A 13,060-nucleotide genomic window follows, 5' to 3' on the forward strand; every position below is an offset into this window, starting at 1 on the left:
CCAACTCGTAGCCGTGACGCTATTCGCTTCTTGCGCTACTGATTAACTCCTTCAGCCTGATCAGTGTGCTGCCTTCCTCTGTGATGTTTCCAGTGACAATCATATCAGCTCCAGCCCTCACAGCTTCTTTAGCGTGTTGGCCGCTTCTTATACCTCCTCCAACAATCAAAGGAACCTTGACCGCGTCCTTAACCATCCTAATCATATTTGGTGGCACAGGTTTCTTCACTCCCGAACCCGCCTCCAGATAGACAAAGCGCATTCCGAGATACTCAGCTGCCAAAGCGTGTGCAACTGCAAGCTCAGGCTTGTCAAAAGGTATGGGAAACGCGCGCCCAATGAGGCTGGCTGCCCCGCCTTCGCCAACGATAATGTAGCCTAAGGGTAATGGCTCCAAGCCGAACTTCTTGACTAACGGCGCTCCTAAGACATGTGCGCCCACAATGAAATAGGGATCTGACGAGTTGATCAGCGACATAAACCATATAGCGTCGGCATGTGGACAGATGCCAGTAATATTGTTTGGAAATAGGATCACAGGTATTTTGACAGCTTTTTTGATGGCTTTCACTGTCGCTTCAAGAAGCTGCGTTGATGTAACAGTTGAACCGCCAACCATGATCGCCGCTGTCTTGTCCTTCTCCGCCTCGCGGGCAGTTTTTGCTGCAATGTCTGGCGGCGCCTTCTCAGGGTCTAAGAGGGTTAGGTGAACTGCCTCATCCTGTCGTATCTTGTTAAGCAGGTATCTTTCGACACGCCCAGTCATGTTTTTCCCGGCTTGGATTCAGTGGCGGAAGGTGTCACTATCGTTGCTTTTCCGGAGTACCACTGATCCATAAACGCGCTGTATACGTCTACGTCGCCGTATGCTGGTTTCATAGGCATTTCGCTTCTGAGTTGGCAACTTCCACAGCGAAGAATAGCGCGCTGCTCACTCTTCAAGAGCTCAACTCGAATTGCTTCTTTGCCACATCGAGGGCAAGTAAAAACCTTGGGCAACCTCTTCTTTGGAATTCGAACAACCTTTCTCCGTCGTCTACCCACTCTGGCACTCTCCTTGGTGTTGAAATAAACTGTTCTGAACCCAATCTTCATGCGCATCACAACTTAAATATTTGCGCACTAACCCAGCATACTCATTGTTCACGGACAGCGTGTCTTCAGGAAACGGTTCAACATGATGCTGACAAAACAAGTTCTCAAACTCGACTTGCAAACAACCACAGTCCGCCTTGAACGTTTCATAAAAGATTACGTTCAAAAGGTCGGCGCTAAGGGAATAGTTCTGGCACTCTCGGGTGGAATAGACAGCTCAACGATAGCTGCACTCTCAGCCATGTCCATAGGAGGCCCCAGCGTGCTAGCGCTCTACATGCCTGAAAGGGAAACGGGAGAAGAGCTTGACTTTAAGCACTCCAAGATGCTGGCCAAGAAGTTCGGCTTCGTTCTCGAACGTCTTGACATCACGGGCATACTCGAAGCGTATTACAAGGCGATCCAAGCATTTGACCCAAAGGATCTGGTAAGCAAAGGAAACATCAAGGCAAGAGCCCGCGCCATATGCGTCTACTACCATGCTAACCATCAAAACCGAATTGTGGTAGGACCATCTGACAAATCCGAAACCATGATGGGCTACTTCACGAAATGGGGCGATGTGGCAGCCGACATTTCACCCTTAATGGACCTGTACAAAACCCAAGTTAGGCAACTCGCCGCGTACATAGGAGTCCCAGCTGAAATCGTGGCAAAACCTTCGACCCCCAAACTCTGGCCAGAGCAACTTGCAGAGGAAGAACTTGGCATTAAATACGAGACATTGGATCTAATCCTGTTCGGACTTGAGAATTTCATGAGTGCTGAAGAAATCGCTAAGCAACTAAACCTGTCGCCGAAACGCGTTGAAGACATTAAGACGCGTTGGCTGTCCATGGAACACAAGAGGCGAGCACCTTTAACCATGAAGATGCAATACAGAACAGTGGGAGCAGACTTCAGGCTACCATATACTCAACCTGACCAAAGGAAAAGAACGGAGAGAAAGAGAGGATGAGTGACAAGATCACAATTGCGCTAGGGCAAATGTCTTGCCATGTCGGAGACAAGCAGCGCAACATGGAAACCATGAAGAAGCTGATCCGCAAAGCCAAAAAGAATAAGGCAGATTTGATTGCCTTTCCAGAACTCGCTCTCACTGGATACGTTGTTAGAGACAGAGCATACGAGCTGGCTGAACCAGTGCCCAACGGTCCATCGGTGCACGAAATTGAGAAGATCGCAGCGAAAGAGGACATATACTTAGTTTTTGGGATGATTGAGAGAAGCGCCAAGGCCCGCGCCGTCCTGCACAATTCCGCTGTTCTAGTTGGACCAAGAGGCTACATTGGCAAATACCAGAAAATGCACTTGCCCACGCACAGCGTATTCGAGGAGAAACGCTACTTCCGCCCAGGATATCAGGCGTCTGTATTTCCAACGGATGCCGGAAACATTGGCATGATCATCTGCTACGACATATATTTCCCCGAAGTCACCCGATTGCTCAGTTTGAAAGGAGCAAACATCATTGTATGCATATCAGCATCGCCATCTGTTCGTCGAGGATTCTTCGAGACGTTAACTGCTGCGAGAGCCATGGAAAACAGCGTGTTTCTAGCCTTCGCGAACCTCGCAGGCATCGAAGACGGACTGCAGTTTTGGGGTGGAAGCCGAATCATAGCTCCAAGTGGAAGCCTCATCGCACGGGCCAAGTACGACGTGGACGACATGACTACTGCGACAATAGACTACTCTGACATAAACCGCGTTCAAGCTTGGGTTCCGACTCTTCGCGACCTACGCCCAGAGGTTTTCGACCAACTGCGAGAAGAAGCCGAGAAACTCTAAAGCCCATGCCGTGATCCGTAACATCACACGCAATCACACGGTCATGTGACATCACCAGATCACATCATCCTTATTGTCCTCCGTAAGCAACATGAAACAAAGGTCACACGAAATCACAGACCCTAACCGCAAGATTGGCCCTTTCCCCCGCGATGCTACTGAGGTTAAACTGCCTAGAGGCAAGTCCCTTTGCGTAACCGAGTCTCCAATCTTGCAGTTCACCTGAAGCCTTCAGCAACGCAAGCGCATCATCAACGATGACAAACAGAGACCGCAAAAACCTGCTATACTTCAACCGCTCAAATCACATACGTATCACACGCTCTCACACGCTAACCACTTCGTGAAACCATCTATTGGCAACCGTGTGATGTGTGATATCACGTCGTAAAGTTAATGGTCGCGTTGCCACGGCTCTTAAGTGACAGAAGACTGGTAGCGGTGGGAATTTCCCGTCAAGCACAAGTTGTGCCTTCGAGCTACGCTGTTTCCCAATGGCGTGCGGTAGTAAACAGCTTTTTCAAGCACGACCTCGTAATGTTTCAGCCACCTGCCTCTCTACGAAGTATGTTGTCTTTGCATAGAACCTTTACATTTGTAATGGCAGAACCGCAATTTTTTTCCGTCGCCCCGTATACAGAACTGTATCCTCGCAAGCTGTGTTGGCGGTTGCCCGAATGTCGTTTAAAGAGATCGTTCAAAAGTGGCTTATCGGCTCAACGAATGACCCGGTAATCAAAATACTCATAAAGAATAGTCATTTGACAAAAACTCAGCTAGAGACGCTTGCAATTGACTTTCTAGGTCCAAATATTGCAGGAAAATCCTTAACGAACGAGGAAAAAGCCCTTTTACGCCTATCGAAGGCAGGAATAAGCCGTGGAGCCTTTAATCATACGTTGAAGCAGGCCAGAAAGAACATAATCCAGTCAATCTACACCATCATTCTCCTTGGATACCTCGGAGTGTTTGAAGACACAAGGCTAGACCCCTACCTAGAGATTGCCAGCAAACTCAAAGAATACGTCAGCGCCTATCAAGACATTTTAACAGGCAACAATCTTGCCACCGAACAGTTGAGAATTGTGAACATGCTGCGAGAAGAACTGGAAGTCACGCTTGAAAAACTGTCCAGTCCGAGGTCTCTGTCAAAAACGTGATATCACAAATCACATCATGGCTCAGGTTTCCATCGCAGCCGTGTTCTCGGAATGTTGCTCAGATGATTCTTTTAGCGAAAACCTTAACTCGCAATGGAGATGTATTGTTGTGCGTGATGTGTGATGTCACAGACGCTTGGCCTGGTTTGTGATGTTGCTGTGATGTTTCAGGGGTATCTGGAATCACAGTCATATCACGGCGCGGTTGGAATGTTCCCTTTTCCGAGACAGACGTTGTTAGTTGCTGAGCCTCTTTTCATCTTCACAGTCTTTTTCATCTTTCTCACAATGGCCTCGACTCTGTTATACTACAAGCGAGTCAGGCAGGCTTCCAAGGCATATGAGGAGGCTAAGAACACTGTGAGCGACATAGTGATCAGCTTCGACAAGCAGCTCAGCAGGCAAGAGGAGGAGGTAGGTGTAGCCATGCAGAAGATTGAGGTTCAAGCGGCTAGGGGCGAGAAGCTTTCTCGACGACTTGATGAGCAAGAAGACCGCATCACCACAGGCCTAGGAGAACTCAGTTCAAAAGTGCAGACGCTTCCAGAGGTCGAATCAGTGAAGACCGTCTTGAGTGGCTTGACAGAGAAAGTCGAAGGTTTGGCAAGAGCGCAAGAAGAGTGGAAGAAACGTGCAATATCCGTAACCGAGTCCCAAATCGAAGCGGCTATTCCTTTGAAACGGGAACAAGCTCTCGCGCCGTTGACTGACACGGAGCTTCGTGTGCTAGAGTTCATCGCGACCTCGCCTTCCGGCGAAAGAACAGCGCCCGAGGTACAAGAAATCATAAGATTGACCAGAGAGCACACCGCCAGGTTGATGAAGAAGCTTTATGAAGGCGGTTACTTGGAGCGCCGAGATGCTAAAACCCCCTACGCATATCGAGTAAAAGAGGAAATGCTGAGAATGTTGAAGAAAAGCGAAGCTAAAGCCTAGCTGAGCCTTCCTGCACTGCGCTTCCGCCAGCCTCTCGAAGACGCCTAAGCTTTTCATCCATGTCTGCGTGAGCCTTTGACGCCTGCAGTCCGTAATCCGCTGCTCCTTTCTTCTCAAGATATTCGGGGAAATGCGTGACCTTCACGGGAACAGCAAATCTGATTTTTGGCTCTGATATCAGCAGAGCCTCTCCAACGTCGAGCATTTTGATCTCTGTGTCGCTGTATTCCAAATACGGCGTGTTCTCAGTCAAGTAGACGCGATCCTTGCGCAACTCGGTTTTCATAAGCACCTTTGTCCACAGTTCAGCGAAAACATCGAAGTTGATTCTCGAGGGTCTGGGTGTGACGGCGTTGAGTCCCACACGGTATTTTCGGTATGTTAAGGCTATGTCGGAGAAGATTGTCTTGGGCTTGTTTGGATCAAGGAATTCGTGCGCTTCCTCCAAAGTTATGAGAAGAGTGGGTAGCTCCTTCCAGTCCTCGTAGTTTTCTTCCCAGATGCGTTTATAGTGCTGCGCCACTGCCGATGCAGTAAGGCATGTGATCTTGTTCTGCTCATCTGAGCTAATCCCTGATATGTCGACTAGGCAGGTTATTCCTCTGCAAACGTTCTGAGTGATGCTATCAATGAAACTATAATCTGAAGACGGGAAAAGATCGTGAGACAATGACGACACCTTCAGCATCAAAGCTTCAACTACATGCTTCATTTTGTAGTCTGCCAGACGCCCGACTCCTTGATAGCCTTCGGCACCGTAAGCTTCACGCGAATCCTCGATCCACGTTTTGCCAAGTTTCCTGAAAAGCTTGCGGGCTAACCTAAACTGTGGCAAGCCTATGTCAGGGAAAAGCGTGATGAGTTTTTCAGGCGTGATTGTGTACAAACCGACAGACATCTTGCCGTCTCGAGCGGAATAATACTGGACCTTGCTGTGGAACAAGGGGTGGTCTCTCAGGCCCTTTTGAGGCTTGATTCCCTTGCCTTCAAGCAGTTGCCCAGCGAAGTCGAAGATGAGCGCCACGGTCTTGGGGCTATTATCAATTATCTGGGCGTTTAACATCAGTTCCGTGTTTGTTTTTCCGGAGCCAGTCATCCCGAACATGCCCATCATTAAGGGTATAGCTTCAATGTTGATTCCAGCCGATCCGAGCAATTGCTCGCCAGAGCGCAGGCTACCAACCTCTAACTCCCCTGAAAGCCTTAGAATCTTGCAGTCCTCCCCATCAGCGGCGAAGACCCTGTCCCTGTAGTTAGGGTTGAACGTTGGAGAGCGCGCCCGGCTTCCTCGCCTCTCCAGAAACAAGATGGCTTCAACGCACCGAAAAGACGAGTATGGACCGAAGGCTTCCTTTCCCTGCGCTTCACGTAGTTGCTCTATAGTGTCGAGAGTGGATTTGCTCTCAGCGTTAACAACTCTTGCATAAAAGCTTCTTTCCCCAGAATCTATACGCACAATCTGCCCGAACGAAAGGTTGATGCCCTGATTAAGGAAGAAGGAAACAGAATCTCCTTTAGTTCCACACACGAACGCGATTGGCTCAGACATAGTCAGCAATCATCTCCCTCTTGAATGGGTATTTCACGCCATGAAGTTCATCTGCAAAACTGCATGTGTATTCCTCTCGCCGAAGCGTGTCCAGCAATCCTGCCTCGGTAAGTGAGGTTTCGACTTCATCAAGGTATGAGAGAAGCATCGGGTCTGAAGGCCCCGAGAACTCGTGAGCGAGAAAGAGTGGAATGGGATATCCAAGGGCTCTAGGATCCTCCGCCACCGTAGTGAGTGGAGCCAACACCTCACTGATTCCCCTTTCTGTCAGATATTCCATGATATCGCAGCGAAAAACGCGCGGACTATCTCTACTCAACTTAACAAGAGAAATGTCGCCGTACAAGCTCTTGTCTTTGTCCGCTTCTCTTATGGGATGGCACACCCAAGTGTCGTAGGGAGAGAGTGTACTCGTAGTAGCTATAAGATCCCGCCCCTTTTCGTCTCGAAGCGACGGAGAGTTCTTGCAGACGGCCAAGAGGTTGATTTCGGCTTTCTCGCACTCGTCATAAAGTGTTACTCGAAATTTTCTGTCGCCGCCGAAATATCCTCCCCCGTCAAGCAAGAGGTAGCTACTACGAGGATACGTATCCTCGTAGTAAAATGACCTGTCTTTCTGGTGCAAAAGGTCAAGCGCCATTTGGCTCTCCAGCTCGATTCTCACATCTGTGAGAAGGTTACTACGAGTATATGCGTCTCCTATTGCAGTGCACATTCTTTCTTTGAAGTCCCAGTCGACAACACGATCCTTTACTACGGCATATGCTGCCCTCATAAGGTATACTCCCCAATTATTCGCTCTCTTGAGGGTCCGGGTGGAGCAGTCTACCGCTAGGAAATGGCCATCAAACTTTCCCATTTTTGGCAGTGGTTGAATATTAGATCTGTCCGCTTTTATGGCAATAACTGGCTCCGCCTTTGCGTCCGTGCACCCTGCAACGCTTCCCTTCTCCACATAGAGACTGAGACGTCGTTGCATTTCTGCGAAGTCTTCACTCATTCTGCTCAGCACGAAGGATCCATCCATACATGGCAAGGTAGATTCGTAGAGTTAAGCTCGCCTGCCTTAAGAAAACTGTGCGTTCATTTATTATCTTTTGCGAGATTAAGCTGGCTCTCTGTCCTAGGAGCGCCGAGCCGGTAACGTTTGCCGTTGGAAACGCCGGCCTTCATTAGAAAGCCTCTGCCCGCCAACCTAGTCAAATACGTGGAAACCATGCTCAAGGCTACGGGTTCTTTCATCTCTTGCTCGTAAACGTTCTGGACATCCTTTGCGGCAAACCACACAATCGGAAAATGCTTCTCTACGACAAGGCGCATCTTCTCCAGTTTAGGCAACTCGGAGGTCGGCACACTCTCTTGGGGATTCACTCCGGGCATGCCACCGAGCAGTTCAACGATGTCTAGAAGGCGCAGTGCCTTCTCCCGAGTGACCTGGCCGTCAAAGGTTACGGTGTAACGATTTCCGCCTCCGTCGAAGACTTCCACTCGCATTTTCTTTGCAGGCATCTAAATCACAATTTGCTTAACGGATTAACACCTCACGAGTTATAGGGTTTATGGTGAATGCGCCGAGGCGAAAAGAGCTGTTTGATGCCCGAAAGAACAAAAGAACACATTATTAGAGTTGTGTGCTTTCACAGTGTTCACTGGCGACGTAGTGGCTTGAGTACAAATTGGTTCGTTCTCAGCCTGTTCCTCCAGTGGAAACTTAGGGGTTATTCCTATTTTGCAACGAGGCGTGAAACTCGCCGCATTCGGGAACTTCGACAAACGCTGACTTTCGTCGTACCGAGACCGTGTTTCGTTCACTGGACGCAACTGGCAGGAAACTTGTGTCGCAGTTAACGGTCAAGCTACCAGAGAGTTGTTCTCGCTCCCACCCCTCAATTTCCTATGCAACCCTTCATTGTGTCGGCGACGACTCAGCACGCGAGGCTTTGTGCTTTGATGTTAGTGAATTTTTCTTCACTATGGATGCGCCGATCCTCGTAGTAATCACGTTCCCGCTTCTTTTGTCCAAGGGAAAACAAGGGGTGTCTGGGTATCTTCCCACTCTTCGACGCGAGCGGCGCTGATCAACTGGGCATCTGGAGTTTCAGCTTTGTATCTATTTTTTTGTACTGCAGTACTTATGCGTGCTTCAGCATTCTCTGACTGGGCTTCGATAAAACTGGAGAGAGGAAGGGCCTACTTGAATAACACAGACGTTCTCAGTTGCGTGTTCGACGGTTTTCTGAATGGAAAGCAGATTCTGGAAAACAGAGAGGTGCTCCGACACGATTACGTGCCGGAAACACTGCCTCACCGCGAAGCGCAGGTTCGTTTTTTGGGCGAGACCGTGACCCCTGTCCTCAAAGGTGAACGATGCTCGAACATCTTTGTCTACGGCAAAACGGGCACGGGCAAGACGGCTGTCATGAAATTCGTGCTGAACAAATTGTCTCAAAAAGCGGCTCAGCTCAATCTTCCTGTAAACGTTTGCTACGTGAACTGCAGAATCGCAGGCACCGAGTATCGCGTGTTGTCTGGTCTCTGTGACGCAATTGGTGTACGCGTTCCTTTCACAGGCTTGGCGTTGGGCGAGGTTTTTGATCGTTTACACAGAGGCTTGGATGCTCACCGAGGGGTCTTTATCGCCGTGTTGGATGAGGTTGACGCTTTGATAAAACAGAGAGGCGATGTCATCCTGTACGAGTTGACCCGCATAAATGAAACCCTACGACATGCTAAAACAACACTGGTTGGCATTTCCAACGACCTCACGTTTAAGGAATTCTTGGACCCGCGGGTCTTGAGCTCGCTCAGCGAAGAAGAGATCGTTTTTAAACCATACAACGCCGCTGAGCTTCTGGACATCTTACTCGACCGGGCAAAGCTTGCCTTTCATGAACATGTGCTATCAGAAGGAGCCGTAGGTCTGTGTGCCGCCTTGGCAGCAGCTGAACACGGGGACGCCAGACGCGCGCTTGATCTTCTCCGAGTCGCTGGGGAGCTGGCTGAACGTGAAGGAGCGCCACAACTCCTCGAGGGCCACATAAGGCAGGCTGAGAAGCGTATAGAACACGATCGTATGACAGAGGCCCTCCGGAACCTGCCTCTCCACTCAAAGCTGGTCTTGTGCAGTGTTTATCTTCTGTTTAAGGTACAGGCCTCGGAAGGCTGCGTCACCGGCAATATATACGAAGTCTACAGTGAACTCTGCGAACAAGCAGGAATATCTCCGTTGACGCAGAGAAGGGTCAGCGGCTTGATCAATGAACTGGATGTGATTGGCTTGCTTAACACGCAGGTAGTCAACATGGGTCGCTATGGGCGAACCAAGAAAATACGACTAAGCATCACTCCCGCTCTCTTCAGAAATGTGTACTCCGATGACGAGAGACTAGGCCAGCTTATGACGTACTCTCCAAAGCTTGCGACTCTGGTTTCGAGAAGCAGACGTTGAAGGGCAAAGGGTCACGAAGTCTGGGTTTATGCTGCATTGAAATTTAGTGTTGCCACTTGTAGAGTTTGAAGGTTGACTACGGGGATGATTCCGGGGGTTGGGTTCAAACCAAGCTTGCTCATGTATTCGGTTTGCTTTTGCCAAGCTCCTGAGTTTACTACGAGTACACCCCGGTATCTGCTGTAGCCTTGCACGTGAACGTGTCCCGCATGAAAAATGTCGGGAATTCGCTCAATGACTAAAAAGTCGCGTTTCCCTGGTGCAATGGGCGTGCGCTGACCATATATTGGTGCCAAGTGTCTTCCTCGAAGGAGCAGTTTCATAGCTTCTTCTGGTGCATTGAAGCTTGCGTTGGGCGTGTTGGCAATAACGTCGTCCAAACTTCGCCCATGGTAGGTCAACATTTCAACGCCATGAAGGCTTAAAGTGCAGGGATTTCCGAGTGAGGTTACGTGTCTTGCCTCATACACTGGTTCAGCATATTCTTTAGGAAGAGCTGGTTGGGGTAGCGCCTTCCGGGAGGCATCGTGGTTTCCTGGAGTAATCACGAGTTCGATGTAGTCTGGGATATGCTCAACGTATTTGGCCACTGCAGCATATTGACGGTGTATGTTCTTAATCGCAAGTTCCTTGGTCTGTTTGGGGTATATGCCTATACCGTCGACTAGGTCTCCTGCAATTACCACGTATTTGACTTGCCCGGCTATCTCTCGCCAACGCTCATCTCCGAGTTTCCCGTTTAACCACATTAGAAACCGGTTGAACTCAGCGCGCATGAACAATTTGCTTCCAACGTGTAAATCTGATATCAGCGCGGCGTAGACTGGCTCTTTTGCCTTGTTGGGAGCCTTTTGAGGCACGTCTGGGAAAAGCACGTCTTCAAGGATGAGTAGATCGTTTTTCGCTTTGATTGCGTTAATGCACACAACTTGATCTAGGAGTAACGCTTGAACTCGCTCGCGAACTGAACCCTCAAGGTCTGGATAAACCATTACCGTGACAGTAGAGTCCATGTCTTCGAGGCGCAAGAAGGCTCGTTGTTTGGACTCGCGTCTCTCTGTAAGCATTCCTATGACTTTGATTTTGGCGTTGACTGGAGCCTTTAGGGCTTCGGAAATTGTGGAGGCATCTCTGGCGTCCATCCTTTGCCTCAAGAATCTTTGCAGGCGCCTAAAGCGATCCACGAAGTACTCTTGATATTCCTCCATTGATCCAACCGTGTCCATCGTGAGCGTAGGATCTTCGAGCACTTTGATGTCGGAGGCAATGTCCATTGCAGGTGGTCTGAAAGCTTCGCTTCTCGATTCGAAGAAAGGCGGAGGTTCAGGAGCCAATTGCTCAGCTGTTTCCAGCTGGGTGTCTGGCGTCTTTGTGACGGTTTCTTCGATGAGATTTCGAGTTATGAACAGAGGCTTTTGTTCGGCTTCGTCGATCCTCTTTGTCACTTTTTCCATTAGCGCAACGGGATCTTCAGTTTTCGATAAGGTCTCAAGGAAAGTGAAGGCTTCGCCGTCGAGCTGATAACCTGACTGTATTGTGAATGAGACAGCCCGGTGCAGTCGCTCGCTCACTAAGTGTCCTCCAACCTCTCCGCTTAGGCATCGCAATTAAACCTTCCCTTGTGTCTCCTAACAATTCTATCTTTCGCCTTAGGTGCAGAAGGCTCGTTAACGCTGCCGTTGCGGCGTCAAACTCGTGCGCAGTGAGGATTTGATGATGACTTGGGCGAAAAGAATTCTTGAGTCGCCAGTTTTGATACTTGAACAGTGGTCACCCGGTGGTCGGGGTTCGAGAGAGTTGCTGCGAGACCGATGCCCACAATGGTCCTCTCGGGTTGTCTCATGATAGGTTTCCCAATTTGCCATATAGCTTTTCCACAAAGTATAGGAATTTCCGAGCGCGAGTTATAACACTTCCAACTGCAAACACTTTATTTATATCAATACATATGTCGATTTGGGGATCGCCATGGAACTTAGGAAGGTTCAACGCACCGGAGGGGGCACGTTCTTCGTGTGCCTGCCCAAGAATTGGGCCACGCGCGTCGGGTTGAAAAAAAGCTCGTCGGTAGAGCTTACTGAGGCTGTTGACGGGCGCCTCATTCTCAACGCTAAATATAATGTTGAGCACGTGCCCGAAGTCGCAGTTATCAAACCTTCGCCTCTACTTGATCGTGAGGTCATGGGCAAGTATCTGCTTGGCTATGACATTATCCGCGTTGAGGCGAAAGATAGAATTAGCTCAGATGATCGCGGGCGTATTAAGCAGTCTTCGAGTCGTTTGATTGGCCTAGAGATCATTGAAGAAGACTACTCTAAGATTGTTATGCAGTGCTTGCTGGAACCTTCGGCTTTTCCACCGGATAAAATTCTGCAGAGAGAGCATTCAATCGCGTCGGGCATGCATCGTGATGCTGTCACGGCTCTTGTTGAGAGTGACGCTCATCTGGCCAAAAATGTGGTGTCGCGTGACATCGAAGTCAATCGACTGTACTTTCTCTTGGTGCGCATTCTCAGGACAGTTATTCAGAACCCTGGATTAAGTGAGAAGCTTGGCATCTTGCCAATAGACTGCTTAGACTATCGCTTGACTGCGAGCTTAGTTGAAGCTATCGGTGATCAGTCGGTGAGATTGGCTGAGGCGACTATCGACATGAAAACCTCGAAAGTCGCTAAGGACTTGTCTCAGCTGCTCCTACGCTTGCACAAAGCGGCGTTTGACACTCATGAGAATGCTTTGAAGGCAATGTTTACGCGCGACATTGGCTTGGCTGAGGCGTTAAGGAACGAGAGAAGTAATGTTGAGGATTTGGTGAATGAAATAGAGGCCACTCTCCACAAGAGTTATTCGAATATCGCGCCTCAACTGCTGGTAGCTGCAACCGCGATAAGGCAGATCTTCCGTCATGGAGTAGACATCGCCGACTTGGTGATGCCGAAAACACAATAATACGACGGCCGTGTGCTGTTTTCGAAGTCACTGTACACAACAACATGTTGCTTGGGTAGAAGTTGAGAGTCGGTTAAACATTGTTGTGTGCTTTTAGATAATGGCTTCTATACGGTCTCCATAATTGACGGT

General features: G+C 49.3%; 12 protein-coding genes. 6 read left to right on the forward strand and 6 right to left on the reverse strand.

What is annotated here, in order from left to right:
- Positions 1–19: 19 nt before the first annotated feature.
- Both VJ249_01865 and VJ249_01870 read right to left on the reverse strand, forming a co-directional pair.
- Positions 20–766 (reverse strand): geranylgeranylglyceryl/heptaprenylglyceryl phosphate synthase, encoded by a 747-nt coding sequence (locus VJ249_01865; GenBank protein ID HKZ93313.1) that lies wholly within the window; start codon positions 764–766, stop codon positions 20–22.
- The gene (locus tag VJ249_01870) at positions 763–1,044 is read right to left on the reverse strand and encodes a hypothetical protein (protein ID HKZ93314.1); all 282 of its coding nucleotides are present in this window, start codon (positions 1,042–1,044) and stop codon (positions 763–765) included. Before VJ249_01870 ends, VJ249_01865 begins: the two co-directional genes overlap by 4 nt.
- A gap of 133 nt (positions 1,045–1,177) precedes the next feature.
- Here VJ249_01870 and VJ249_01875 point away from each other — a divergent pair, with 133 nt between their 5' ends.
- The 4 genes from VJ249_01875 (at position 1,178) to VJ249_01890 (ending at position 4,982) form a co-directional block, all read left to right on the forward strand.
- Positions 1,178–2,053 carry an NAD+ synthase gene (locus VJ249_01875; protein HKZ93315.1) on the forward strand — a complete coding sequence of 292 codons (876 nt, stop codon included), beginning with the start codon at positions 1,178–1,180 and terminating at the stop codon, positions 2,051–2,053.
- Positions 2,050–2,886 (forward strand): carbon-nitrogen hydrolase family protein, encoded by an 837-nt coding sequence (locus VJ249_01880; protein HKZ93316.1) that lies wholly within the window; start codon positions 2,050–2,052, stop codon positions 2,884–2,886. The genes VJ249_01875 and VJ249_01880 overlap by 4 nt, the downstream gene beginning before the upstream one ends.
- Positions 2,887–3,563: 677 nt before the next feature.
- Entirely contained in the window at positions 3,564–4,046 is a 483-nt protein-coding gene (locus VJ249_01885; GenBank protein HKZ93317.1) for a hypothetical protein, read from the forward strand.
- A gap of 210 nt (positions 4,047–4,256) precedes the next feature.
- Positions 4,257–4,982 carry a helix-turn-helix domain-containing protein gene (locus tag VJ249_01890; protein ID HKZ93318.1) on the forward strand — a complete coding sequence of 242 codons (726 nt, stop codon included), beginning with the start codon at positions 4,257–4,259 and terminating at the stop codon, positions 4,980–4,982.
- Here the strand turns inward: VJ249_01890 and VJ249_01895 are convergent.
- The 3 genes from VJ249_01895 to VJ249_01905 all read right to left on the reverse strand — a co-directional run bounded on the left by VJ249_01895 (position 4,972) and on the right by VJ249_01905 (position 8,040).
- On the reverse strand, positions 4,972–6,531 hold the full coding sequence (locus VJ249_01895; GenBank protein HKZ93319.1) for an ATP-binding protein: 1,560 nt from the start codon (positions 6,529–6,531) through the stop codon (positions 4,972–4,974). The genes VJ249_01890 and VJ249_01895 overlap by 11 nt on opposite strands.
- Positions 6,524–7,531, reverse strand: a complete 1,008-nt coding sequence (locus tag VJ249_01900; protein ID HKZ93320.1) for a DNA double-strand break repair nuclease NurA — start codon at positions 7,529–7,531, stop codon at positions 6,524–6,526. The genes VJ249_01895 and VJ249_01900 overlap by 8 nt, the downstream gene beginning before the upstream one ends.
- A gap of 83 nt (positions 7,532–7,614) precedes the next feature.
- Positions 7,615–8,040: a hypothetical protein gene (locus VJ249_01905; protein HKZ93321.1), complete on the reverse strand. Its 426-nt coding sequence runs from the start codon at positions 8,038–8,040 to the stop codon at positions 7,615–7,617.
- A gap of 685 nt (positions 8,041–8,725) precedes the next feature.
- Here VJ249_01905 and VJ249_01910 point away from each other — a divergent pair.
- Entirely contained in the window at positions 8,726–9,979 is a 1,254-nt protein-coding gene (locus VJ249_01910; GenBank protein HKZ93322.1) for an ORC1-type DNA replication protein, read from the forward strand.
- A gap of 26 nt (positions 9,980–10,005) precedes the next feature.
- On the opposite strand, the gene VJ249_01915 is transcribed toward VJ249_01910, so the two are convergent.
- Positions 10,006–11,550 (reverse strand): DNA-directed DNA polymerase II small subunit, encoded by a 1,545-nt coding sequence (locus VJ249_01915; GenBank protein ID HKZ93323.1) that lies wholly within the window; start codon positions 11,548–11,550, stop codon positions 10,006–10,008.
- Between the two features lie 397 nt (positions 11,551–11,947).
- Between VJ249_01915 and VJ249_01920 the strand changes: the two genes are divergently transcribed.
- Positions 11,948–12,928: a phosphate uptake regulator PhoU gene (locus tag VJ249_01920; protein HKZ93324.1), complete on the forward strand. Its 981-nt coding sequence runs from the start codon at positions 11,948–11,950 to the stop codon at positions 12,926–12,928.
- Positions 12,929–13,060 lie beyond the last annotated feature (132 nt).

It is taken from the genome of Candidatus Bathyarchaeia archaeon, from assembly GCA_035283685.1.
Classification (GTDB): Archaea; Thermoproteota; Bathyarchaeia; order Bathyarchaeales; family Bathyarchaeaceae; genus DATETJ01.